Annotated in this window: 22 protein-coding genes; 12 read left to right on the top strand and 10 right to left on the bottom strand. The window is 69.3% G+C overall.

Annotation, left to right across the window (positions count from 1 at the left end; all coding sequences use genetic code 11):
• Window positions 1-6 precede the first annotated feature (6 nt).
• Window positions 7-630, bottom strand: coding sequence for a zinc ABC transporter ATP-binding protein AztA (gene aztA / locus ACWGSK_RS23150; protein WP_452456726.1), 624 nt, complete (start codon window positions 628-630; stop codon window positions 7-9).
• A gap of 73 nt (window positions 631-703) precedes the next feature.
• Here aztA and aztB point away from each other — a divergent pair, with 73 nt between their 5' ends.
• The 4 genes from aztB (at window position 704) to aztD (ending at window position 4,967) form a co-directional block, all read left to right on the top strand.
• Window positions 704-1,600, top strand: a complete 897-nt coding sequence (aztB, locus tag ACWGSK_RS23145) for a zinc ABC transporter permease AztB (protein ID WP_452456725.1) — start codon at window positions 704-706, stop codon at window positions 1,598-1,600.
• Window positions 1,597-2,781 carry an ABC transporter gene (locus tag ACWGSK_RS23140; RefSeq protein ID WP_358506188.1) on the top strand — a complete coding sequence of 395 codons (1,185 nt, stop codon included), beginning with the start codon at window positions 1,597-1,599 and terminating at the stop codon, window positions 2,779-2,781. Before aztB ends, ACWGSK_RS23140 begins: the two co-directional genes overlap by 4 nt.
• A gap of 59 nt (window positions 2,782-2,840) precedes the next feature.
• Window positions 2,841-3,704: a zinc ABC transporter substrate-binding protein AztC gene (gene aztC / locus ACWGSK_RS23135; RefSeq protein ID WP_452456831.1), complete on the top strand. Its 864-nt coding sequence runs from the start codon at window positions 2,841-2,843 to the stop codon at window positions 3,702-3,704.
• A 75-nt stretch (window positions 3,705-3,779) separates the two neighbouring features.
• Complete coding sequence (gene aztD, locus ACWGSK_RS23130) at window positions 3,780-4,967, top strand: zinc metallochaperone AztD (protein WP_452456724.1); 1,188 nt, start codon at window positions 3,780-3,782, stop codon at window positions 4,965-4,967.
• A gap of 12 nt (window positions 4,968-4,979) precedes the next feature.
• Here the strand turns inward: aztD and ACWGSK_RS23125 are convergent, their stop codons facing one another.
• From ACWGSK_RS23125 to ACWGSK_RS23100, 6 genes are all read right to left on the bottom strand, one after another.
• A complete protein-coding gene (locus ACWGSK_RS23125) occupies window positions 4,980-5,612 on the bottom strand; it encodes a GNAT family N-acetyltransferase (protein ID WP_452456723.1) in 633 nt (210 codons plus the stop codon).
• A gap of 72 nt (window positions 5,613-5,684) precedes the next feature.
• Window positions 5,685-6,620 (bottom strand): aldo/keto reductase, encoded by a 936-nt coding sequence (locus ACWGSK_RS23120; protein WP_358506197.1) that lies wholly within the window; start codon window positions 6,618-6,620, stop codon window positions 5,685-5,687.
• Between the two features lie 55 nt (window positions 6,621-6,675).
• Window positions 6,676-7,548, bottom strand: coding sequence for a carbohydrate ABC transporter permease (locus ACWGSK_RS23115; protein WP_452456722.1), 873 nt, complete (start codon window positions 7,546-7,548; stop codon window positions 6,676-6,678).
• The gene (locus ACWGSK_RS23110) at window positions 7,545-8,504 is read right to left on the bottom strand and encodes a carbohydrate ABC transporter permease (protein ID WP_087103428.1); all 960 of its coding nucleotides are present in this window, start codon (window positions 8,502-8,504) and stop codon (window positions 7,545-7,547) included. The genes ACWGSK_RS23115 and ACWGSK_RS23110 overlap by 4 nt, the downstream gene beginning before the upstream one ends.
• Window positions 8,501-9,862: an ABC transporter substrate-binding protein gene (locus ACWGSK_RS23105; RefSeq protein ID WP_452456721.1), complete on the bottom strand. Its 1,362-nt coding sequence runs from the start codon at window positions 9,860-9,862 to the stop codon at window positions 8,501-8,503. The genes ACWGSK_RS23110 and ACWGSK_RS23105 overlap by 4 nt, the downstream gene beginning before the upstream one ends.
• A 17-nt stretch (window positions 9,863-9,879) precedes the next feature.
• Window positions 9,880-10,893, bottom strand: coding sequence for a zinc-dependent alcohol dehydrogenase family protein (locus tag ACWGSK_RS23100; protein WP_087103424.1), 1,014 nt, complete (start codon window positions 10,891-10,893; stop codon window positions 9,880-9,882).
• 172 nt (window positions 10,894-11,065) lie between these two features.
• On the opposite strand from ACWGSK_RS23100, the gene ACWGSK_RS23095 reads away from it, so the two are divergent.
• From ACWGSK_RS23095 to ACWGSK_RS23080, 4 genes are all read left to right on the top strand, one after another.
• Window positions 11,066-11,989: a sugar-binding transcriptional regulator gene (locus ACWGSK_RS23095; RefSeq protein ID WP_452456830.1), complete on the top strand. Its 924-nt coding sequence runs from the start codon at window positions 11,066-11,068 to the stop codon at window positions 11,987-11,989.
• Window positions 11,990-12,103: 114 nt separating this feature from the next.
• A complete protein-coding gene (locus tag ACWGSK_RS23090; RefSeq protein ID WP_452456720.1) occupies window positions 12,104-14,104 on the top strand; it encodes a serine hydrolase in 2,001 nt (666 codons plus the stop codon).
• A 17-nt stretch (window positions 14,105-14,121) separates the two neighbouring features.
• Window positions 14,122-15,420: a sensor histidine kinase gene (locus ACWGSK_RS23085; RefSeq protein ID WP_452456719.1), complete on the top strand. Its 1,299-nt coding sequence runs from the start codon at window positions 14,122-14,124 to the stop codon at window positions 15,418-15,420.
• Window positions 15,417-16,073, top strand: a complete 657-nt coding sequence (locus ACWGSK_RS23080; RefSeq protein WP_452456718.1) for a response regulator transcription factor — start codon at window positions 15,417-15,419, stop codon at window positions 16,071-16,073. The genes ACWGSK_RS23085 and ACWGSK_RS23080 overlap by 4 nt, the downstream gene beginning before the upstream one ends.
• Window positions 16,074-16,086: 13 nt before the next feature.
• Here the strand turns inward: ACWGSK_RS23080 and ACWGSK_RS23075 are convergent, their stop codons facing one another.
• From ACWGSK_RS23075 to ACWGSK_RS23065, 3 genes are all read right to left on the bottom strand, one after another.
• The gene (locus tag ACWGSK_RS23075) at window positions 16,087-16,677 is read right to left on the bottom strand and encodes a CueP family metal-binding protein (RefSeq protein ID WP_452456717.1); all 591 of its coding nucleotides are present in this window, start codon (window positions 16,675-16,677) and stop codon (window positions 16,087-16,089) included.
• Between the two features lie 104 nt (window positions 16,678-16,781).
• Window positions 16,782-18,161 carry an LCP family protein gene (locus ACWGSK_RS23070; RefSeq protein WP_452456716.1) on the bottom strand — a complete coding sequence of 460 codons (1,380 nt, stop codon included), beginning with the start codon at window positions 18,159-18,161 and terminating at the stop codon, window positions 16,782-16,784.
• A 143-nt stretch (window positions 18,162-18,304) separates the two neighbouring features.
• Window positions 18,305-18,991 carry a PepSY domain-containing protein gene (locus ACWGSK_RS23065; protein ID WP_087103411.1) on the bottom strand — a complete coding sequence of 229 codons (687 nt, stop codon included), beginning with the start codon at window positions 18,989-18,991 and terminating at the stop codon, window positions 18,305-18,307.
• A gap of 162 nt (window positions 18,992-19,153) precedes the next feature.
• On the opposite strand from ACWGSK_RS23065, the gene ACWGSK_RS23060 reads away from it, so the two are divergent.
• From ACWGSK_RS23060 to ACWGSK_RS23045, 4 genes are all read left to right on the top strand, one after another.
• Complete coding sequence (locus ACWGSK_RS23060; RefSeq protein WP_358516090.1) at window positions 19,154-19,819, top strand: response regulator transcription factor; 666 nt, start codon at window positions 19,154-19,156, stop codon at window positions 19,817-19,819.
• Window positions 19,816-21,189: an ATP-binding protein gene (locus tag ACWGSK_RS23055; RefSeq protein ID WP_452456715.1), complete on the top strand. Its 1,374-nt coding sequence runs from the start codon at window positions 19,816-19,818 to the stop codon at window positions 21,187-21,189. The genes ACWGSK_RS23060 and ACWGSK_RS23055 overlap by 4 nt, the downstream gene beginning before the upstream one ends.
• A gap of 173 nt (window positions 21,190-21,362) precedes the next feature.
• On the top strand, window positions 21,363-22,187 hold the full coding sequence (locus ACWGSK_RS23050) for a glycoside hydrolase family 16 protein (protein WP_452456714.1): 825 nt from the start codon (window positions 21,363-21,365) through the stop codon (window positions 22,185-22,187).
• A 99-nt stretch (window positions 22,188-22,286) separates the two neighbouring features.
• Window positions 22,287-22,844, top strand: coding sequence for an NUDIX hydrolase (locus ACWGSK_RS23045; RefSeq protein ID WP_452456713.1), 558 nt, complete (start codon window positions 22,287-22,289; stop codon window positions 22,842-22,844).
• Window positions 22,845-23,176: the final 332 nt, after the last annotated feature.

Below are 23,176 nucleotides of genomic sequence, written 5' to 3'. Positions count from 1 at the left end.
GTCCGCCTACGCCACCCGGCCCTCGTCCAGGGTGAGACGGTGGTCGGCGCCCGCGGCCTCGTCCGGGAAGTGGGTGGCGTGCACGATGGTGGTCTCGCCCCGCAGCGAGGCGATCACCCGCGCGATCCGTTCCCTGGCCCCACGGTCCAGGCCGGCGGAGGGCTCGTCCAACAGCAGTAGGTCCGCCTCCTGGGCCAGTCCTTGGGCGATGAGGGCGCGCTGGCGCTGGCCCCCGGAGATCTCTCCCAGTTGGCGACCGGACAGGTCGGCGATACCGACCCGCTCCATCGCCCCTTCCACCACCGCGCGGTCGTGTCGGGTCGGTGGCCGCCACAGGCCTTGATGGGCCCAGCGCCCCATGGCGACGGCGTCGCGCACCGTGAGCGGCAACGTGTCGGACACCGCACTGCGCTGGACCACGAAGGCGGGACGGGCACGCGTGGCCCGGACGATCTCACCGCCGCGCGGCCTGAGGGTGCCCGCCAAAACCGCGAGCAAGGTGGACTTGCCCGCGCCGTTGGCCCCCACCAGCGCGGTGACCCGGCCTTGGGGGATGTGCGCGTCGACCCCCTTCAGCACGTCCTCACGCCCGTACCCCGCGTGAACGTTCCGCAACTCGGTGTGGTTCATCCGCTTCCTCCGCCTTCCCCTCATTCGACCCGATGTTAAAACGATAATGGTTATCGTTGTAGAGTGTCCCATCATGGAAGCACTGATCGATCCGTTCGGGGTCACCTTCGTCCAGCGGGCGCTGTGGGGCGGCGCCCTCGTCTCCCTCATCTGCGCGATCGCGGGAACGTGGGTCGTCCTGCGGGGAATGGCCTTCCTCGGGGACGCGATGTCGCACGGCATGCTTCCCGGGGTGGCCCTGGCCGCCCTGCTCGGTCAGAGCCTGTTCCTGGGCGCCGCCCTGGCGGCCGGGGCCATGGCCGCGGGGGTCACCCTGTTGAACCGCTCCCCGCGGCTGTCGCAGGACACGAGCATCGGACTGTTGTTCGTCGGCATGCTCTCCCTCGGCGTCATCCTGGTCTCCCACTCGGCCACGTTCGCCGTCGACCTCACCGGGCTCCTCTTCGGTGACGTACTGGCGGTACGCGAACGCGACCTGTGGCACCTGGGGATCTGTCTGCTGGTGGCACTGGTGGTGGCGGTCGTGGGGCACCGGGCGTTCATGGCCCTGGCGTTCGACCCCCGCAAGGCGCACACCCTGGGGCTGGCCCCGCGCGCGGCCCACGCCGCGATGCTCGCCCTGGTCACTCTGGCCGTGGTCGCCTCCTTCCACGTGGTCGGCACCCTGTTGGTGTTCGGCCTCCTGATCGCGCCGCCCGCGGCGGCCGTGCTGTGGGCCAGGAGCGTGCCGACGATCATGTGCGCCGCCGCCCTGATCGGCGTCGCCTCGACCTTCGTCGGGCTGTTGGCCTCCTGGCACTGGGAGACCGCGGCCGGGGCGAGCATCGCGGCGACCGCCGTGGCGTTCTTCTTCGTCTCGGTGGCACTCTCGGCCCTGCGTTCTCGACTCACGCGACGAGAGCACCCCACGACCCCCTCCGCCACGTCCCCTTCCCACCCTCGACTCGAAGAGAGGTCGATGACCCCGTGAGACCCCTGACCACAGCGAAGGCCGCAGCCGTGGGGCTGTGCGCCCTGCTCCTGGCCGGCTGCGCCGGAGAACCGCCCCGGGACGAGGCGCCCGAGGCCGAGGAAACACCCCACGGCTACGTCGAAGGGGCCGAGGAGGCCGCCGAACCGCAGTCCCGGCTGGTCCTGGCCGACGCCGACAGCGGCGAGGTGCGACTGGTGGACCTGATCACCGAGGAGACCAGCGAACTCGGCACCGTCCCCGGAGCGGACGGCATCGCCGGGGATGGCCGATTCGCCTACCTCAATTCATCCGGTGATGGGATGACAGAGGTGTTCGACAGCGGGGTATGGACGGTCGACCACGGCGATCACAACCACTACTACCGGACCGGCACCGGGCCGGTCGGCGCACTGGACGGGGTCACCACCTCCTCGGTCGTCACCGACACCGTGCTCACCTCGGTCATCGATGAGGCGGGTACCTCCCTGGTCCTGGAACGGGAGGGGTTGGAGGACGGAACGGTCTCCGCCGTCGACCCGACCTCCGAGGAAACGTCGCTCGCCCTGCCGTTCGGCGGTGGCCTGGTCGCCGTGGACGACGACGGCGCGGTCCGGTCCCTGGACAGGGACGGAGGGTCCGCCCAGACGTTGGACGAGACCTGCGCCGACCCCCGAGGGGCGGCCGTCACCCGCCGCGGCCTGGTCGTGGGCTGCGCCGAGGGCGCCCTGCACCTGACCGAGGAGGACGACGCCCTCGAAGCGTCCCTCCTGTCCTACCCGGGGACCGGGCGCGTCGACTCCTTCCATCACCGCCCCGGATCGGCGGTCCTGGCCGCGCTGTCCACCGATGGCGACCCGTGGGTCCTGGACCTGGCCGCGGCCCAGTGGCGCGCCCTCGACCTCGACGACACGATCGCCGTCACCGCGGTCGGCGAGGGGATGCCCGTTCTGGCCCTGGACGGTGAGGGCGCCCTGCACTCCCTCGACCCCGAGACCGGGGAGGAGATCGCCCGAACATCGCTGGTGGCGACCGTCGACGCCGAACATCCACCCACGCTCCAGGTGGACACCTCCCGCGCCTACGTCAACGACGCCGAGGCCGGTCTGGTCCACGAGATCGACTACAACGACGACCTTCGCACGGCCCGCACCTTCGAGGTGGACATCGCGCCGCACCTCATGGTCGAGACGGGACGGTGATCGACGTGCGTCCCCGCAAGGCTTTGGCCGCGCTCACCGTCACCGGACTCGTCGTCGCGCTGGGCGCCTGCTCCGCCGACGACGGCGGTGAGGGGATCGTGGTGACCACCAACATCCTCGGCGACATCACCCGGGAGATCGTCGGCGACCAGGCCGAGGTGACCGTACTGATGAAGCCCAACGCCGACCCGCACTCCTTCGGCGTCTCCGCCCAGGAGGCCGCGAGGCTGGAGAACGCCGACCTGGTCGTGCACAACGGTCTCGGTCTGGAGGAGGGGATCGCGCGCAACGTCGCCGCCGCGGAGGAGGCGGGCGTGCCCGCCCTGGAGGTCGGCGCGAACGTCGCCCCCCTCCCCTACACCTCCGACGAGAGCGAGGGCGAGCCCGACCCGCACTTTTGGACCGACCCGGCCCGTGTGCTCATGGCGGTGGACCTGATCACCGAACACGTGGTCGAGGAGGTCGACGGGGCCGACGCCGACACCGTGCGCGCCAACGCCGAGGCCTACATCACCCAGGTCCGGGAACTCGACGCGTGGATGGGCGAGGAGTTCGCCGCCCTGCCGGACGAGGACCGCCGGCTCGTGACCAACCACCACGTCTTCGGCTACCTCGCCGACCGCTACGACTTCGAGGTCATCGGCGCGGTCATCCCCAGCGGCACGACCCTGGCCTCGCCCAGCACCTCCGACCTCAAGGACCTCTCCGACGCCGTCGCCGAAGCAGGTGTCTCGGCCGTCTTCGCCGACTCCTCCCAACCCGACCGGCTGGCCACCGTCATGGCCGAGGAGGCGGGGGTGGAGATCGAGGTCGTCCCGCTCTACTCCGAATCCCTCACCGAGGAGGGCGGGGGCGCCGCCACCTACCTGGAGATGATGCGCGCCAACACCGAAGCCATCGCCGCCGGACTCGGCGGCGACTGACCCGAACTCCGGGTCCCCACGTCGTGGTCTCCCGCCACGGCCGTTTTCTCCCACACCGAGAACCGAAAGAGAACCATGCGCACACCGCACCATCGACGCCGGGCCGCACTACCCGTCCTGCTCTGCGCGGGGCTGTTGCTGACCGCCTGTGGCACCGACGACGACAGCTCCTCCGAGGCCGGAGCGGAGACCTCCGACGAGACCGGCGTCTCGGTGAACGAACCGATCGTCACCACCTACGACGGTGGCCTCTACGTCCTGGACGGCCAAACCCTGGAGGTCATCGAGGACATCGAACTGGAGGGGTTCAACCGCCTCAACCCCGCCGGGGACGAGCAGCACGTGTTCGTCTCCACCTCCGAGGGCTTCCAGGTCCTGGACGCCGTCGGCGCGCGGCTGACCGACACGGTCTTCGCCGCGGACACCCCCGGGCACGTGGTCCGGCACGCGGGCCGCACCGTGCTGTTCGCCGACGGAACCGGTGAGGTGACCGCCTTCGACACCGACGCGCTCGGCGAGGGAACGCCCGCCGACCTCGACACCTACACCACCGAGGAGGCCCACCACGGCGTGGCCGTGGAACTGGGGAACGGGGAGCTGCTCGTCACCCTCGGCGACGAGGAGGAACGTGTCGGCGCCATCGTCCTGGACGAGAACCACGAAGAGGTCGCCCGAAGCGAGGAGTGCCCCGGCGTGCACGGGGAGACCACGGCCGAGGGTGAGGCCGTGGTCATCGGTTGCGAGGACGGTGTCCTGACCTACCAGGACGGCGAGTTCACCAAGGTGGACAGCGAGGACGACTACGGGCGCATCGGCAACCAGGCCGGCTCCGAGGACTCCCCCATCGTCCTGGGCGACTACAAGACCGACCCGGACGCCGAGCTGGAACGCCCCGAGCAGGTCGCCCTCGTCGACACCGCCGACTCCTCCATGGATCTGGTCGACCTGCCCTCCAGCTACACCTTCCGTTCCCTGGGCCGTGGCCCGGACGGTGAGGCCCTGGTCCTGGGCACCGACGGCACGTTGCACGTGATCGACCCCGAATCGGCCGAGATCACCGACGGCATCGACCTGATGGACGCCTGGGAGGAGCCGCTGGAGTGGCAGGAGCCCCGTCCCGCCCTGTTCGTGCGCGGTGGCACCGCCTACGTGACCGACACCGCCACCGACCAGGTGCACGCCGTGGACCTGGCCGATGGTGAGGTCACCGCCTCGGTGACGCTGGAGCAGACCCCCAACGAGCTCAGCGGGGTCGATCACTGATCGACTGATCGGTCAGTGATCGTCGGCCTGGGCCGGGTCGCGCAGCATGGTGTGCAGGGTCGGCCCGTCGGGCATGGGGACCTCGGTCAGGACTCGGAACCCGAAGCGTTCGTAGAACGGCAGGTTCTCCGTGTTGCTCGACTCCAGGAAGACCGGCGCACCGTGCAGGTCGGCCCGTTCCAGCCCATGACGCAGCAGGCCCACACCGGCCCCGACGCCACGAACGTCGGGGTCGGTGCCCAGTTCCGCGAGGTACCAGTGCGGCGTGCGGGGTGTGTGTTCGGAAAGGCTGGTGAGGCCCCGGAGCACGGTGGGCAGCCGATCCGCCCCGAAGAGCGCGGCCAGGTGCGGAAGGGAGCGCAGGGCGCCCGGGCCCGTGGAGACGTCGGGTCTGCCCCACAGGGCAGCGCCTACGACCCGGTCGTCGAGCACGGCTACGTCCATCAGCCCGTACGGCAGGTACTCGAACCCGGCCTCGATCGCGTAGAGCCGGCGTGCCCGCCGCCCGAGGTCCTCGGGGAACATCCACGCCACGAACGGGTCCTTCTCGAAGGCCCGTGCCAGCACCCGGGACACGGCCCTCACGTCCCGACGGCCGGCCGCCCGTATCGAGAGCCCGCCCCCTCTTTCCTCCGCGCTTCCCATGCCTCTCCTTTCATGAACCGTCCAGACGGTACAGTACCGGAGATCGGCCCGACGAGGGACCCCTTCGCGGGGTCAGGGAACGCGGTGACCTGCGGCGCGGGTCAGTTCGTACCACTCGGGGCGGGTCAGGTTCAGCTCCGAACCCTGGGCGGCGCCGGTGACCCGCTCGGGGGTGGTGGTGCCCAGTACGACCTGCATCCGCGCGGGGTGGCGGGTGATCCAGGCGGTGGCCACCGCGATGGGCGGCACGCCGTACTTCTCCGCGAGACGGTCGATGACCGCGTTGAGTTCGGCGTGTTCGTCCGAGCCCAGGAACACCCCGTCGAAGAACCCGGCCTGGAAGGGCGACCAGGCCTGCACGGTGATGTCGTGCAGGCGGGCGTGGTCCAGGACACCGCCGCCGTCGAGGGTGGCCGACTGGGGCTCGCCCAGCATGTTCGACGCCAGGCCCTGGGTGATGATCGGGGCGTGGGTGATGGACAGCTGGAGCTGGTTGGCCACGATCGGCTGCCGCACGTACCTGCGCAGCAGGTCGACCTGGCGGGGTGTGTGGTTGGAGACCCCGAAGGCGCGCACCTTCCCGGCCGCTTCGAGTTCGTCGAAGGCGCGGGCGACCTCCTCGGGTTCGACGAGCGCGTCGGGTCGGTGCAGCAGCAGGATGTCGACGTGGTCGGTGTCCAGGGCCCGCAGGGAACCCTCGACGGAGGCCACGATGTGCTCGTAGGAGTGGTCGAAGTAGGGCCCGTCGGGGACGATACCGGCCTTGGTCTGGATGGTCAGGGACTCGCGCTCGGAGGGGGTCAGGCGCATCGCCTCGGCGAAGCGACGTTCACAGGCGTGGGTGGTGGGCCCGTAGATGTCGGCGTGGTCGATGAAGTCGATCCCCGCCTCGCGTGCGGCGCCGACCAGGGCGCGGATCTCCTCGTCGGTCTTGCGGGCGATGCGCATCAGCCCGAGCACGACATTGGGAACGGTGATGCCCGTTCCGGGCAGGGTGAACGTCTTCAACGGGGGTCCTTTCCGATCGGGCGCCCACATTACGGGCACCCGATCGAAGAATCCACTACTTGACGGCGCCCATGGACAGGCCGCGGACGAGTTGACGCTGGGCGGTCCAGCCGATCACCACGATGGGCAGCGACGCCATGACCACGGCGGCCGACAGCTGCGCCACGAACAGTCCCTCGCTGGTGATGAAGCCGGTGAGGAAGACCGGGACGGTGGCGGCCTGGGCGGCGGTCAGGTTGACCGCGAAGAAGAACTCGTTCCACGCGAAGATCATGCAGATCAGGGCGGTGGCCGCGATGCCCGGTGCCATGATCGGCAGCATCACCGACCACAGCACCCGGCCCAGACCCGCCCCCTCCACCCGGGCGGCCTCCACGATCGCCTTGGGCACCTCCAGGAAGAACGAGCGCAGCATCCACACCGCGATGGGCAGGTTCATCGCCGTGTACAGCACCACCAGGGTCCAGATGTTGTCGAGCATGGACAGGTGCGCGGCCGCGACGTAGATCGGCACGACCACCGCCACCACCGGCAGCATCTTCGTGGAAATGAAGAAGAACAGCACGTCGTTGGTGCGCTTGACCGGGGCGATGGACAGCGCGTACGCCGCGGGTATGCCCAGGGCCAGCACCAGGAGCGTGGAGGCCAGGGTGGCGATCACGGAGTTGCCCAGGTAGGGCATGAAGTCCGCGCCCAGCACCGCGGCGAACCGGTCCAGGGTGGGTTGGAAGAAGAGCGTGGGCGGGTCGGTGGCGGCCTGGTTCTCCTGCTTGAACGCGGTCAGCACCAGCCACAGGACGGGTGCGACGAACACCAGGCCCACGAGCCAGGTGAACACGCTCAGGGCGATCGCGCCGATCGGCCGGCGCGGCCGGTGCGGGACGCGGGTGTCGGCGGAGGCCGAGGGTGCGGTGGCCTGGGCGGTCACGATGTGGCCTCCTGTGCGTTCATGAACGTGCGGAAGATCAGTCGCAGCGCCAGCATCGCCACGAGGATGGTGCCGACCACCACCACGACGCCCATCGCCGCCGACTGACCGATGTCGAAGCCGAGGAAGGTGCGCTGGTAGATGTAGAAGGGCAGGTTGGAGCTGGCCGTGCCCGGGCCGCCCTGGGTCATCATGTAGATCGTGTCGAAGGTGTTGACCACGTAGATCGACCCCAGCAGGACGCCCAGTTCGATGTAGCGGCGCAGGTGCGGCAGGGTGATCCACACGAAGCTCTGCCACCTGGAGGCGCCGTCGACCTGTCCGGCCTCCAGGGCGTCGGTGTCCTGGCTCTGGAGACCGGCAAGGACCAGCAACGTCATGAACGGGGTCCACTGCCACACCAGGGCGATGACCACGGACACGATCGGTGTCTGGGAGACCCAGTCGTAGGTTTCCACGCCCAGTGGGGAGAGCACGAAGTTGATCAGGCCGAACACCGGCTCGAACATGATGTGCTTCCACAGCAGCGCGGTGGCCACCGGCAGGATGAGGAACGGGGTGATGATGAGGGTGCGCACCACGCCCCTCCCCCAGAATTTCCGGTCCAACAGCAGGGCCAGGCCGACGCCCAACAGCATCGCCACCACCACGCAGGCGGCGGTGATGAGCACCGTGTTGGCCGTCGCGGCGAGGAACTGCCGGTCGGTGAAGACCGCCAGGTAGTTGGTGAGCCCCACCCACGCCTGGGAGTCGGGGCGCACCAGGTTCCAGGACCTGAGCGAGTAGACGATGGTGGCCAGGAACGGCAGCTGGGTGACGACCAGCATGAACACCAGCGCGGGCAGCAGGGGTGCCCGGCGCACCCACCCGGCGGCGCGTGGGCCGCGACCGGTGCGGGCCGCGGGTGCGGTCGGTTTCCCGGACGTCTTCTCGGCGGGTGCCGTCGCCGTGCTCATCGCCCGTCCTCCTTGTAGGTGTCGCCGACCGTCTCGGCGTACTCCTGGCTCTGCGCGAGCGCCTCTTCGACGGTGATCCGTCCGGCGATGGCGGCGCTGAGCTGCTGACTGACCCGGGTGCCCAGGTCCTGGAACTCGGGGATGGCCAGGAATCCGATGCCGTCGTAGGGGACGGGTCGGGTGCCCGGGTCCTGCGGGTCGGCCTCCTCGATGCCCTGGAGCATGGGTTCGGCGTAGGCCCCCGCGACCTCCTGGTACGCGGGCTCCTCGAAGGTGGACAGTCGGTTGCCGGGCGGGACCCGCTGCCAGCCGTACTCCTCGGCGACCGTGCGCACGTAGTCCCGGTCGGTCATCCACTCCAGGAAGGTCCAGGCCTCCTCCTTGTGCTCGGAGGTGGAGGGGATGCCCAGGGCCCAGGCGTAGAGCCAGCCGCCGTAGTCGCTCTCGGCCACCGGGGCGGGCGCGTAGCCGTTGAGTCCGGCCACGGTCGCGGTGTTCTCGTCCTCGATGGTGCTGACCATGGAGGTGGAGTCGTAGAACATGGCCGCGCGGCCCTGGGAGTAGTGGTTCAGGCAGTCACCGAAGCCGCTGTTGGCGGCGCCGGGCTGGCCTTGTTCGCGGACCAGGTCCACGTAGAATTCGGCGGCCTCCTGGAACTGCGGGGAGTCGAGTTCGGCGTTCCACTCCTCGTCGTACCAGCGGCCGCCGAAGGTGTTGAGGACGCTGTTGAACGGGCTGAGGACCTCACCCCACCCGGCCAGGCCGCGCATGCAGATCCCGGCCACGCCCGGCTCCACCCCGTCGAGTTCGGCCGCGAGATCGGCGACCTCGTCCCAGGTGGGGTTCTCGGGCATCTCCAGGCCGGCCTGTTCGAACAGGTCGGTGCGGTAGGTCAGGAAGGACGACTCCCCGTAGAAGGGCACCGAGTACATGTCGCCGTCCACGGACAGGTCCTCGCGCAGGGAGGGGATGAAGTCCTCGTGGTCGTAGCCCTCGGATTCGTCGATGAGGGGTTGCAGGTTCTCCAGCCAGCCGTACTCGGCCCACTGACGGGTCTCGTAGTTGCTGATCATGACGGCGTCGAACTCGCCCCCGCCGGTGGCCACGGACGTGGTGATCTTGGCGCGGGCCTCGTTCTCGGGCAGGGACACGAAGTCGACCTCGATGCCGGGGTTCTCCTCGCGGAACTCGTCCTGCAGGGAGATCGCGTCCTGCATCTGTGGGTTGGACACGATCGCGACGGTCAGTCGGACGGCCCCCTCCCCCGCGGAGGTGGCCCCCGCCCCGGCGCAGCCGGTGAGCAGGAGCGCCGAGGCCGCCACGGCGGTGGCGCCGGTGGTGAAGGTGGTGGTGCGCACGGTGATGCCTTTCCGGCTCAGGCGGAGGTCTCGGGGACGACCTGGATCTTGACCCCGCTACCGGCCCGCATCATGGCCAGTGCCTCCGGGAACTTCTCCAGGGGCAGGGTGTCGGTGAGCAGCGGCGCGGTCTGGATCGCCCCGGAGGCCATGAGGTCCACGGCGGCTCCGTAACTGTTCAGCACGGCCATGGAGCCCACGATGGTGATCTCGTCGTTGTAGATCCGGAAGGGCGAGAGCGAGATCTGGGCCTCTCCGTCGGCGACCCCGAAGACGAGCAGGCGTCCCCCTCTGCGCAGGGACATGAAGGCCGCTTCGATGGCGGGGGGCGCCCCGGTGACGTCCACCGCGGCGTCGAAGCCGTCGGCCGGTCCGACACCGTCCAGTTCGGTGACGTCGGTGGCGGTGTGTTCGGCGCCCAGGTCGGCGGAGATGGCCAGGCGGCGGGTGTTGCGGTCGACCATCGTCACCCGGGCACCGGAGCTTTGGAGCAGCTGTTGCAGGAGCAGGCCCATGGTGCCGGCGCCGATCAGCAGGAAGCGTTCGCCGTTCTCCACGCCGATGCGTCGCACGCCGTGCACGGCGCAGGACAAAGGTTCGACGAGGGCGCCCTCGCGCATGCTCATCGAGTCGGGCATGCGGTAGCAGTTGGCGGCGGGGACGGCCACGTACTCGGCGAAGGCGCCGTCGACGGTGTCGCCGATCGCGCCCCAGTTGGCACAGAGGTTGCCGCGTCCGGCGCGACAGTACTCGCAGTGTCCGCAGAACAGCGAGGGGTCGACGGCCACCCGGTCGCCGGGGCGCAGGCCCCCGGGGGCGCGCTCGCCGACGGCGGTCACGGTACCGGCGAACTCGTGGCCGGGCACCAGCGGGTAGGGGCTGGGCGGAAACTCCCCGTCGGCGATGTGCAGGTCGGTCCCGCAGATGCCACAGGCTCCGACCCGGACGACGACTCCGTCGGGGGCGGGAGTGGGTTCCGGGCGGTCTCCCACGGCGAGGGATCCCGGTTCGGTGATGATGGCGGCGCGCACGGCTGAACCCTCCCGAAAGCGTGATCGCTCGTTTGAGCGATCTGTGTCACAGATGTTCGTACATTCAAAGCCCACCGGAATCAGCGTGTCAATGGGTGGAGCAACAATCGAGTACACTCATGCACATATGAGCGATCGGCGCAGTGACCCTACCCCCGACGGCCCCGCGGAGATGGTGCGGCTCGCCGCGATAGCCCGCAGGTTCTACCTGGAGGGACGCTCCAAGGTGGAGATCGCCGAGGAGTTCGGACTGAGCCGGTTCAAGATCGCTCGCGACCTGGAGACCGCTCGAACGAGCGGGATCGTGCGCATCGACATCCGGTTGCCCGCGCGGCTGGCCGGGGAACAGTCCGAACGGCTCAGAGAGGCCTACGGGCTGCGGCGGGCCATCGTCGTGGACGCCTTGGAGGACCCACTGGAGACCCGCCGGGCCCTGGGTTCGGTGGCGGCTCGACTGCTGGCCGAGATCGTGCGCCCCGACGACGTGCTGGGACTGGCCTGGAGTCGCGGCCTCCAGGCCATGGGCGCGGAGATGGTCGAACTGCCCCGATGCACGGTGGTGCAACTCAACGGGGTGCTCTCGGAGCACACCGAGGCCGGCGGGTCGGTGGAGACGGTACGCAGGGTGGCGCGGCTGTCCGGTGGCGCGGCGTACCCGATCTACGCGCCGCTCATCCTGCCGGACGCGGCGACCGCGCGGACCCTGCGCGCCGACCCGGGCATCGCCGCCGCGTTCGGGCACTTCGATCGACTCTCCACCGCCGTGGTGGCCATCGGCGGCTGGGACGAGCACAACTCGACCGTCTATCCCGCGCTGACCCCGCGGGCGCGCGAGCGGTACACGGCGCTGGGCGTGAGCGCGGAGATGTCCGCCCAGCTCTTCGACTCCGAGGGGCGGCGCATCCACACCGACCTGGACGAGCGGGTCATCAGCATCGACACCGACCGACTGCGCGAGGTTCCCGAGGTGGTGGCGGTCGCCGGAGCGGGCGACGAGGCCAAGGCCCGGGCGATCGGCGCGGTGCTCAAGAGCGGGTTGGTCTCGACCCTGGTGACCGACGGCGACGTGGCGAAGGTACTGCTCGAAGGGTTCTGAGGGTGGCCGCCTCCACCAAAGGTCGTAGACGCGGTCTCGACCCGCGCCCGATGCGGCGAGGGGGCGCCCTCCACAAGGCTGGGATCACACACGAGAAGGAGATCCGTGATCCCCATGAAGACCGACCCACCCACCCGCCGGTACCGGACCCCGGTGACCCTGGCCGCCGCCCTCGGCGCCCTGGCCGTGCTCGCCACCGGGTGCGCCTCCGGCTCGGCCGACCCGGTCGCGGCCGCCCCCGCCCCCGTGCCCCCCGTAACCGCCGAACTCACCGAGGAGAACGTCAACGCCTGGTTGGACGGATTGGTCCCCACGGAGTTGGCGAGGACCGAGATCCCCGGCGCCTCGATCTCCGTGGTCCACGACGGTGAACTGCTCACCGCCCGCGGCTACGGCTACGCCGACACCGGCGTCGACGGGGAGGAACCGGTACCCGTCGATCCGGAGGAAACCCTCTTCAGGGTCGGTTCCGTCTCCAAGGTGTTCACCGCCACCGCCGCCATGCAACTGGTGGAGCGCGGGGAGATCGACCTGGACACCGACATCGACGAATACCTCGACTTCCCCCAGCCCAAGAACTTCGACGAGCCCATCACGATGCGGCACCTGCTGACCCACACACCCGGGTTCGAGGAAAGCATCGAAGGGGCCATCCTCGCCGAGGGCGCCGAGACCGATCTGGCCCAACGTCTGAGCACCGACCCACCGGAGCAGATCTACCCGCCCGGTGAGGTCCCGTCCTACTCCAACCACGGCAACTCGCTCGCCGGACTCATCGTCGAACAGGTCAGCGGCGTCCCCTTCGACGAGTACGTCCGGTCCGAGGTCCTGGAACCACTCGGCATGGACTCCTCCTCCTTCGCCCAGCCGCTACCCGACGACCTGCGGGAACGTCTGTCCGGCGCCTATGAGGTCACCGGCGGCCCCGCCCAACCGTTCGAGACGGTCGCCGAGGCCCCCGCCGGCGCGTTCACCGCCTCGGCCACCGACATGGCGCGGTTCATGCTCGCTCACATGCCACAGGAGGGCGAAGGGGAGATCCTCGAACCCGCCACCCTGGAGCAGATGCACGCCCCGGCCCTGGACGAGGACGTCCTGGGCCCCATGGCGGGTGGACCGCGGATGACGCTGGGGCTCTTCGAGGAGGACCGTAACGGTCACCGCATCCTCGGGCACGGCGGGGACACCCAGCACTTCCACACCGAGATGCAGTTCCTGCCCGAGGCGCGCAGCGGCATCTTCGTGACCCTCAACGGCAGCGGCAACGCGGACATGGCCAGCCACCTCCTGCGCATGGACGTCGTGGACGGATTCTTCGACCGGTACTTCCCCGCCGAGGAGGGAAGCGTCGAGGACGCCTCGGTCGAGGACACGGCCGCCGAACACGCCGCCCTCGCCGAGGGCTACTACATCAGCTCACGGCAGATGGAGAGCAACTTCCTCGCCACCCTGAACCTCCTGGGGCAGACCCGGGTACAGGACCTCGGCGACGGGACGATCCTGGTCTCCCCCGGACCGGAAACGTTCGTTCCAACGGTCTACGAGGAGATCGAACCGTGGGTGTGGCGCCAGGTCGACGGACACAGCGTGATCACCATGCGCCCGGACGAGGACGGGCAGAGCGTCGAGGCCATCGGCTTCGCGTCGGCGTTCACCCTGCTTCCTGTCGACGGTGAGCGTCAGCAATCGGTGGCGTTGCCGATCATGGCGGCGGCGGTGCTCATCCTGGTGGTGACCGTGCTGTCGTGGCCGATCGGGGCCCTTCTGCGGCGCTGGGCCGGCAAACCCGGGCGCGGCCGCGAAGGTCGGCTCGCCCGCGTCCTCACCAGGGTCGGTGTGGGATCCACCGTGGTGGCGCTCTCGTCCTGGGTGTCGGTCGTCATGGTCATCATGGAGTTCCAGACCGTCCCCACCCTGGTGCTGCGCTCGATCCAGGCGCTGCAACTGCTCGGGATCCTGGCGATCCTGCCCGCGGCCTGGAGCCTGTTCCAGGACCTCCGACGGCGCGCGGGATGGAAGTATGTGGTAGGCGGTGCCCTGGTCCTGATCGCCCTGTTGATCGTGCAGTGGTTCGCGGTCACCTTCGGGCTGCTCTTCCCCAGCGTGTCCTACTAAGGCGAGAGGTCATCACCATGGATCGGTCGGCGACGCACCGTTTCGATCATCTGCTGGACGGTCTGGGACTGCGGGGGGACACCCGCCGCGACATCGCCCTGGGTCTGCTGGTGGCAGCGGTGTCCGTCGCCGTCCTGTGGGTGTCCCTGCCCGCCTTGGAGGCGTTGGAGGGCGTCGTGCTCGCCCGGGGAACGATCGTCTCCGCCGGCCTGGTGTTGCTGACGCAGGCCCTTCCTCTGGGGCTGCGTCGGCGGAACCCGGTCCTGTCCCTGGTGGGGGTCGCGGCGCTCCAGGTGTTGCTCGCGGCCCTGACCCCGGCCGGGTTCAACTTCCATGGGCCGGCCCTGTTCATCGCCGCCTACACCTGTGGCACCGTGCTGTCACTGTCGCGGTTGTCGGTCGTGCTGGTGGCGTGCGCCCTGGTGTACGGGACGGCGGAGGGCCTGCTCACGGGTGCTCTGGCGCCGGCCGCAGGAGTTTCCCTGGTACTGCCGGGCGAACCGCCTCCCTGGGTGACGGCGCCGATCCTGACCGTGCCGGCGCTCCTCATCCCGGGCCTGATCGGCATCTACGTGGGGACCCACCGCCGTTACGCGGAACTGGTGAGGCTGCGCGACGCCGAAGAGATACAGGCGCACAAGGAGCGCGCACAGACCGCGATCCGGGCCGAACGCACCCGCATGGCGCGGGAGCTGCACGACATCGCCGCCCACCACCTGTCCGGCATGGTCGTCCAGGCGGGGGCCGCCGAACGGCTGATCGGTCGCGACGACGAGGCCGCCCGCCACGCGATGGACTGGGTGCGTACCCAGGGCAAGGAGACCCTCACCGGCCTGCGGGCCGTGGTGGGGGCACTACGCGACCCGGACGAGGAGGAGGCGCGGCCCGGCCACGAGACGGAGGTCCGGGACGCGCCGGTTCCGGGACTGGCCGCCGTGGAACGACTCGTGTCGACGGAACGGGAACTGGGCACCGACCTTCGCCTCGTTCGTGAGGGCAGCCCCTACGAACTGCCACCGATCGCCGACGTGACCGCCTACCGGACGGTGCAGGAGGCACTGACCAACACCCGTGACCACGCCGCCGGCGCGAAGGTGTCCGTACGGTTGTGGTACCGACCCGCGCGGTTCGCGTTGGAGGTCGAGAACGAGAGGGGCGGCACCCCGGACACCGACCGGCGCCACCGAGGGCTCGGGGTGTTGGGGATGCGTGAGCGCGCGGACGTGGTCGGCGCGAGATTGGACGTGGGGCCCACGGACGGCGGGGGCTGGCGGGTTCGGTGGGAGATTCCGGTGGAGCGGGAGGAGACGCGTTGATCAGGGTGCTGCTGGTGGACGACCAGGCCATCGTTCGGACCGGGTTCCGGGTCATCCTGGAGTCGGCCGAGGACATCGAGGTGGTGGGCGAGGCCGGTGACGGGCCGAGCTCCGTGGAACTGGCCCGTCGGATGGAGCCCGACGTGGTGCTCATGGACGTGCGCATGCCCGGTGGCGACGGCTTGTCCGCGACCCGGGAGATCCTGGACCATGCCGGCGGGCAGCCGCCCGAGGTGCTGGTCATCACCACGTTCGACCTCGACGAGTACGTGTTCGGGGCGCTGGAGGCCGGCGCGTCCGGGTTCGTCCTCAAGGACACCGACCCGGACGATCTGGTGGAGGCGGTACGGCGGTTGGCGCGAGGGCAGGGGTTGATGGACCGGTCGGTGACCCGGCGGGTGATGGCCGAGTTCGCCCGGCGGCGACCGCCCAAGGAGCGCGCCCCCGAGGTGGTGGACCTGCTGACCTCGCGCGAGGCGGAGATCGTTCGGATGCTGTCCAAGGGGATGTCCAACGCGGAGATCGCCGAGGTGTTGTTCATCGAGACCAGCACCGTGAAGTCGCACCTGGGGCGGGCGATGACCAAGATCGGTACCCGGGACCGGCTTCAGACGGTGGTGTGGGCCTACCGGACGGGTGTGGCCCGGCCCTGAGGCGTCGAGTACCTCAAACCAGTTCGAGGGTGGTCAGGCAGGTCGGGTCGTCCGCACCGGTGGAGATCGGCGTACTACCGGAGCGGCCCTCGTACTCGACGGTGACGGTCGCGTCGATGCCGCCGGGCAGCCAGTAGCCGACGAACCCGTTGTCGAAGGTGGGGGCGGTCTCCTCCACCAGCACGGTGTCGTCGGCGTCGTCGGTGATGGTCACGGTGACCTCCTCACCGCGCAGCTCGCCCATGCAGGAGGTGAGGCTGTGGTGGAAACAGTCGTGGGTCCGGTCCACGTAAGGGGCCATGGACAGGTAGAAGAGGTCCTCGGGCAGGTCGAGTTCGACCTCTTCGCCCCCGGCGGTGTCGGACAGGAGCAGTGAGCCGGGCCGCACCGAGGCCATGAGGTCGGTGGGTCGATCCTCCACGGCCATGAGGTCGAGGCGGTCGACGAGCTCCCGGGGGTCGAGCCCTTCGAGGTCGTCGAGCCCGTGCGCGGCCAGGAGTTCCGTGACCTGGTCCGCGGGGGCGCCCTCTTGGGTCTGTGGAGCGGCGCACGCCGTGAGTGCGAGCGCCGCGGCGGCGACCGTGGCCATGGCCGTGTACCTCATGTCCGATTCCCGTTCCGATCCCGTGGTCGACGTCGAGCGGGATCATCCTATACCCGCCCGGGGTACCCGGCTCGGCGGATCGGTGGAACGTGCGGGGTCCTACCTCAGCAAGCGCTCTCCTCGGCCTCTTCGGCGGTGACGCCGCCCAGGTCGTCGGTGATGGACAGGTCGGTCTCGGCCGAGGAGTCGCCCGAGAGACCGTTCCAATCGGTACCCGCGACGAGTTCGAGGGTCTGCTCCAGCCCTTCGGTTTCCTCGGTCACGGCGTTGTCCAGGGAACCGGCGAGCAGCTCGGCCGCCGCCTCGTCGCCGGGGCCGTGGTAGACGGTGGTCGCGGCGGGGGCGCGCAGTTCGGGGTTTCCGGTACCGGTGACCACGAAGCCTTCGTCGACCAGGAGGGTCTGGATCTCCAGGGCGAGCCCGTCGATGCCGGTGTTGTTGACGATCTCGACCGAGATCTCGGGTGGATCGGCCGCGTCGTCCCCGTCCCCGTTCTCTCCCCCGGACACATCCGCTCCCGCGTTGATCGCCTCGAACAGCTCCGTGGCCTGGGGCCGGCTCATCATGATGCGGTTCTCGTCGTCGGGGTGCGCCCCGTTGGGGACGGTGACGAACTGGACCCGGTTCAGGTCGACCTCGCGCATGGAGATGGCCAGGTCGGTCATGATATCGACGGTGAGGTCGTCGTCGGTGCTGATGGAGTCGGTGACGGCGCGGAGGAAGTTGGTGATGGTGACCGGGTTGGTCATGACGTCGCTGCTGAGGACCTCGCGGAGCATGGCGCCCATGAACTCCTGTTGGCGGTCGATCCGCGACAGGTCGCTGCCGTCCCCTTGGGCGTAGCGGGAACGCACGAAGCCCAGGGAGTCCTCGCCGTCGAGTGTCTGGAGTCCGGCGTCCAGCCGTAGGTGGGCCTTGGGGTCGTCGACGGCCTCGGGGATGCACATCTGCACCCCGCCCAGGGCGTCCACCATGTCCTTGAACCCGGTGAAGTCCATCATGAGGAAGTGGTCCAGGTGCACACCGGTCACCTGTTCCACGGCCTTCCACTGGCAGCCCACCCCACCCAGGGTCATGACGGAGTTGATCATGCCCTGCTGGGGGTCCATGCCCTCGTAACCCTCCACGGCCTCACAGCCGGGCAGGTCGACCATGAGGTCGCGGGGCAGGTTGACCAGGGTGGCGGCGCCGTTGTCCACGTTGACGCTGGCGATGAGCATGGTGTCGGGGCGCTCGCCCTCGGCCTCGCCGTAGTCGGCGTTCTCACCCGAGCGCACGTCGGACCCGATGATGAGGAGGTTCATGACCCCCTCGACGCTGGTGGGCCGGTCCCATTCGTCGGTGTCCACCTGCGTGGTGGTGATGTTGCCGATCAACCCCTGGTACCAGCCGTAGCCGCCCAGACTTGCGACGATGGTCAACGCCGTGACGACACAGGCGACCCGCTGTCCAGTGGACAACCGAGGGGATGGTGGACGTGACAACCCCTCCTCCTCTCCCGTTTCCGACCGAACCCGCCCAGCGTGTCAGTGGTTGCTGAGTTCTTCCTGAAACGAACCTGAAGGTCGCCTTCAGGTGGGGAGCGAAGAAGGGGCACGAAACCGCCGGAACCCCCGGTCACCGACCGTCAGTGGTCCGCGCGGACATCCACGACCGCGCCCGAGAGGTCGAGGATCACGTGGTACTCCTGATCGTCGGAGCCCCGCACCCGGACCTCCCACCCGCGCCGGCCGGCCTCGTCGACGCGCTCGGTTTCGGTGGCCCGAGCCCCCTCTCCGACCGCTTCCTCCGCGGCGAGGGCCACCTCACCACGGCCGGCCTCTCCCGAGGCCCCGGAGTCCTCCCACGGGGCGGGCCCGCCGTCGGTGTCGCGCAGGGGCGACCCATTGATGGTGAACACACCGGCGTCGTCCCTGTCGGAGTCATAGCGCACACCGAGTGTGACCTCGGCGCCCTCCAGGGCACGCAGTTCCGCCAGGACCGGGTCCGCCACGCCGTCGCCATCGAAGTCCCCTACGATCGCATCGGTGAGCAACCACGCGCGAGGGCCGACGTCGACCCCGACACCCGCGACGTACCAGTCCTCGACGGCCGCACCGGAACGCAGGCCACCGACCAACTGCTCAAGGCCGTCGACCGGCCGGGAGGGGCCCTCCCCCACCGGGGAGCGGAGGGTGGGAGCACCGGTGAAGCCTTCGAGACGGATCGTGTCGACCGTCCTTTCCGGGTCCCCGAGCAGGACGTACCCGCCCATGGCCAGGGCCGACAAGGCGGCCGCGCAGGTGAGGAGGAACCTCGGCAGGCGTCGCATCATCGGCTCCTTCCTCGATGGGGTGTCGAGCGAACCTCATTGTCCACCAGCGCGATGATGGGAACCTGAAACCAACCTGAAGCCCGTTTTCAGGTTCCCCTCATGCTGGGCTCAGCATCGACCGGCATGCTGGAGCGGTCCAAGGAAGCAGGAGGGTGCGGCGCGGTGACGATTCTGGTGGTGGAGGATGAGGAGGGCATCGTCTCCTTCGTCCGGCGCGGCCTGGAGGACGCCGGACACCGGGTGGTGACCGCCTCCGACGGTGTCGACGGGTTGGTCATGGCCCTGTCCACCGATGTCGACCTGATCGTCCTGGACCTGGGGTTGCCGCACCTGTCGGGTGAGGAGGTCCTGCGTCGGCTCCGCCTGCGCCGCCCCTCGGTACCGGTCATCGTGCTCACCGCCAAGGACGCGGTCGGTGACCGGATCGCCAACCTCGACGCCGGCGCCGATGACTACATGGTCAAACCGTTCAGCGTGAACGAACTCCTGGCCAGGATCCGCGCCCGGCTGCGTACCGGCGGTCAGGACCGTACCGACACCCTGACCGCCGGGGACATCACTTTGGACCTGGGACGGCACACCGCCTTCGTGGACGGTGCCGCCATCGCCCTGTCCGCCCGGGAGTTCGACCTGTTGGCGGTCTTCCTGCACCACCCCGGTCAGGTGTTCTCCCAAACCCGGTTGCTGGACCTGGTCTGGGGTTACGACTTCGACGGGGCCTCCAACGTCGTCGAGGTCTACATCAGCCAACTGCGCCGCAAACTCGGAGCGGATCACATCCAGACCGTGCGCGGTGTCGGCTATCGCTTGAGCGACGGCGCCAGGTGAGCCTCACCGAACGCGTGGTCCTACGGTCCCTGCTGGTGATGGTGTTGGTGGTGGGCGGTATCACCGCCCTGACCTATGAGCTGGTCCTGGTCTCCGGCCGAAACGACGTCGACGGCCTGCTGAGTCAGGAGTCCGAACTCCTGAGCGACACGTTGGGGGAACAGATGCCCACCGCCGCCGGGCTGGACGGTGTGGTGTCGGGTCCCGAGGCCGAACGCGCCGCACGCCGGGCACTGTCGATCCGCCCCAGTGGGGCCCGACATGTCTCACTGATACACGTCGACGGGGTCCGTCTGCAGAGCACCGGCGGCCCTTCCAAGGTCGCGGGGCTCATGCGCGGCGACGACGCGCCCGCTTCGGTCCCCGGGGTCGCCCGAACGATGGACACCGACGTCGGCCGGATCCGTGTGCTGGACACTCCCGTCACCGACGCGACCGACGAGGAGATCGCCGTGATCACCGTCGTCGCGCCCTTGGACATGGTCCACGACACGGCCGCCACGGTCCTGTTGGTCACCGCCCTGGCCGGAGGGATCGGTGTCGGCGGCGGCGGGATCGCGCTGTGGCTGGTGGTGCGTCGCACCTTGGCCCCGGTGCGGGAGGTGTCGACGGCCGCGCAGGGGATCTCCCCCGCCGACCTCACCACACGTGTGCCCGTCCCGAAAACCCACGACGAGGTCAGGGAGCTGGCCACCGAGATCAACCGGATGCTCACCCGTATCGAACAGGCGGACACGGGTCGGCGCCGCTACCTGGCGGCGATCTCCCACGAAGTACGCACCCCGCTCGCGGTCGCCGAGGGGCACCTGGAGTTGCTGGGAGGGCCGGAGGCGGAGATCGTGCACGCCGAACTCGAACGGTTGCGTCGGGTCCTGGAGGACCTCATGGCGGTGGCACGCGGCGGCGACGAGATCGACGCCGACCGCGGTCCGGTGTTCCTGCCCGACCTCTTCGATGCCGTGCGGGCCAGGATCGAGTCGCTCCCCTTCGCGCGATCAGTGGTCTTCCAAGAGGCCTCGCCTCAGGTCGTGCTCGGAGACCAGGCCAGGTTGGAGCAGTGCCTGATGAACCTGATCTCCAACGCGATCGACCACAACCCACAGGACGTGGTCGTCGACGTGGCCACCGACGTCGACGAGGGCACCGTGGCCCTGACCGTCACGGACGACGGAACCGGGGTCGATCCAGAACTGCTCCCGCACGTGTTCGAACCGTTCGTGACGACGCGCTCCGACCAGTCGGGGAGACTCGTCGGTCTGGGGTTGCCGATCGTACGATCCCTGGTGAAGGCGCAGGGCGGCCGTGTGGCCATAGAGAGTGGGCCCCAGGGGAGTTCGGTCCGTATCCTCCTGCCCATCGCCACAGCCTGAAGGACGACCCGGCGGGGAAGAAGGCCCTGTTCCCCCCTTGCCGGACAGCCAGACTAAACGTAAGGTAACTTTCCAATACCAGGGGTCACCGAACCCGTACCCACGGCCGACGTGACCCACAGGGATCGACTCCGCCCGCCACGCCCCTTGGGCCCCTCCCCCCGGAGCACGCCATGCGTACCCTGACCTCCTCGACCGCCGCCCTCCTCACCGCGGTCGCCCTCCTGCACACCCCCGCCGCCGCCGCCGCCGAGACCAAGGAACCGGTGCCCACTGCGGCGACCCTGGTCTGGTCGGACGAGTTCGACGGCCCCGCCGGCTCCGCCCCCGACCCCGCCAATTGGAACCACGAGACCGGCGACCACGGCTGGGGCAACAACGAACTGCAGAACTACACCGACAGCCGGGCCAACTCCGCACTGGACGGCAACGGCCACCTCGTCATCACCGCCCGCCAGGAAGCCGACGGTTCCTACACCTCCGCGCGCATGACCACACAGAACAAGGTCCAGCCCCAATACGGCAGGATCGAGGCACGCATCCAGATCCCGCGAGGACAGGGCATCTGGCCGGCCTTCTGGATGCTGGGCGCGAACTTCCCCCAAACACCTTGGCCGGACTCCGGCGAGATCGACATCATGGAGAACATCGGCCGCGAACCCCACCTGGTGCACGGCAGCCTGCACGGACCCGGATACCACGGCGGCAACCCCCTGACCGGTTCGTACATGCATCCGCAGGGGTGGTCCTTCGCCGACACCTTCCACGACTTCGCCGTGGACTGGCGGCCCGGATCGGTGACCTGGTCGGTCAACGGCAACGCCTACCAGACCTACACCTGGGAGGACACCCGAGGAAACCCGTGGGTGTACGACCAGCCGTTCTTCATGATCCTCAACGTCGCCGTGGGCGGCGACTGGCCGGGCTACCCGGACGGCAGCACACAGTTCCCGCAGGAGATGCGCGTGGACCACGTGCGCGTGTACTCCCTGGACTGACCGAGTGAGCGGCGGGGGTGTCGGGTCCGAGGCCGTCCGGGCCGGGCATCCCCGCTTTCCCCCGGTGGAGCGGCTTCCCGCAGGACGAAGGACACCGCGATGATCACCGACGCACAGATCCGAGCCACGCTGACCGAGTACCTGCGACGTCACCCCGAAGAAGCGGCCGCGCTCGCCGAACCGGCCCGAATGCTGAGCCAGGGCCGCGACCTCGCCTCACGTCGGACCTTCCCCATGCACGTCACCGTCGGCGCCCTACTCGTTCGCCACCGGGCCGAGATCCTGCTGGTCGAACACCGCGCCTACGGCCTCACCCTGCAACCCGGCGGCCACCTGGAGCCGACCGACTCCACGCTGATCGCCGGCGCCGCACGCGAGTTGGTGGAAGAGACCGGCGTCGACGTGGGCACGATCGCCCCTGGTCCGCCGGTTCCCGTCTATGTCGAGTTCGGCGAGGTCCCCGCCCGACCGGAGAAGGACGAGCCCGCACACTTCCACCTCGACTTCGGATACGCCTTCGCCACGAGTTGTGGGGAGATCGGGCGTGTACAGGAGTCCGAGGTCGAGAGCGCCGAGTGGTACCCGTTGGAAGTGGCCGAGCGTCTTGTCGGTCCCCGTGTGGGGCGGGCCGTGAACCCGTCGAGTCGGTTTTGGTGAGCATTGGTGAGAGGTCCTCCAGCATTTGCGGGTGGGAGAGCCTCTGGGTGGGATCTCTGAACGGATCTCTGCACTCGGGATACGGACCACGAGCTGCGGGCTGCGTGCCATGGGCACCGTCTCGATCTCCACGATCGATGACACCCCATGAGAGCTCCGGGGTGATCTGGGGTGATCTGGGGTGATCTGGAACGGTGTCGGGTGGATGCGTGGGGCGCCTGGGGTCGAGAGCCTGCCGGTGGTTGGGCGGGGTGGGGGTGGGTTCTCCCTCCTTCCCCGCCGCGTGATTGTTGCCGCCCGCACCGCACGCGTCAAGGCGATGGTGTGTGCTG

This window comes from Nocardiopsis sp. NPDC055551, assembly GCF_053619415.1.
The sequence above is the reverse complement of the archived record's forward strand: the minus strand, read 5'-3'. Positions and strand labels throughout refer to the sequence as shown.

Excerpts from the sequence above, each read along its gene's own strand:
- aztA (WP_452456726.1), bottom strand. The coding sequence starts at position 630 with ATGAACCACACCGAGTTGCGGAACGTTCACGCGGGGTACGGGCGTGAG.
- aztB (WP_452456725.1), top strand. The coding sequence starts at position 704 with ATGGAAGCACTGATCGATCCGTTCGGGGTCACCTTCGTCCAGCGGGCG.
- aztD (WP_452456724.1), top strand. The coding sequence starts at position 3,780 with ATGCGCACACCGCACCATCGACGCCGGGCCGCACTACCCGTCCTGCTC.
- ACWGSK_RS23125 (WP_452456723.1), bottom strand. The coding sequence starts at position 5,612 with ATGGGAAGCGCGGAGGAAAGAGGGGGCGGGCTCTCGATACGGGCGGCC.
- ACWGSK_RS23110 (WP_087103428.1), bottom strand. The coding sequence starts at position 8,504 with ATGAGCACGGCGACGGCACCCGCCGAGAAGACGTCCGGGAAACCGACC.
- ACWGSK_RS23095 (WP_452456830.1), top strand. The coding sequence starts at position 11,066 with ATGGTGCGGCTCGCCGCGATAGCCCGCAGGTTCTACCTGGAGGGACGC.
- ACWGSK_RS23090 (WP_452456720.1), top strand. The coding sequence starts at position 12,104 with ATGAAGACCGACCCACCCACCCGCCGGTACCGGACCCCGGTGACCCTG.
- ACWGSK_RS23085 (WP_452456719.1), top strand. The coding sequence starts at position 14,122 with ATGGATCGGTCGGCGACGCACCGTTTCGATCATCTGCTGGACGGTCTG.
- ACWGSK_RS23075 (WP_452456717.1), bottom strand. The coding sequence starts at position 16,677 with ATGAGGTACACGGCCATGGCCACGGTCGCCGCCGCGGCGCTCGCACTC.
- ACWGSK_RS23065 (WP_087103411.1), bottom strand. The coding sequence starts at position 18,991 with ATGATGCGACGCCTGCCGAGGTTCCTCCTCACCTGCGCGGCCGCCTTG.
- ACWGSK_RS23050 (WP_452456714.1), top strand. The coding sequence starts at position 21,363 with ATGCGTACCCTGACCTCCTCGACCGCCGCCCTCCTCACCGCGGTCGCC.
- ACWGSK_RS23045 (WP_452456713.1), top strand. The coding sequence starts at position 22,287 with ATGATCACCGACGCACAGATCCGAGCCACGCTGACCGAGTACCTGCGA.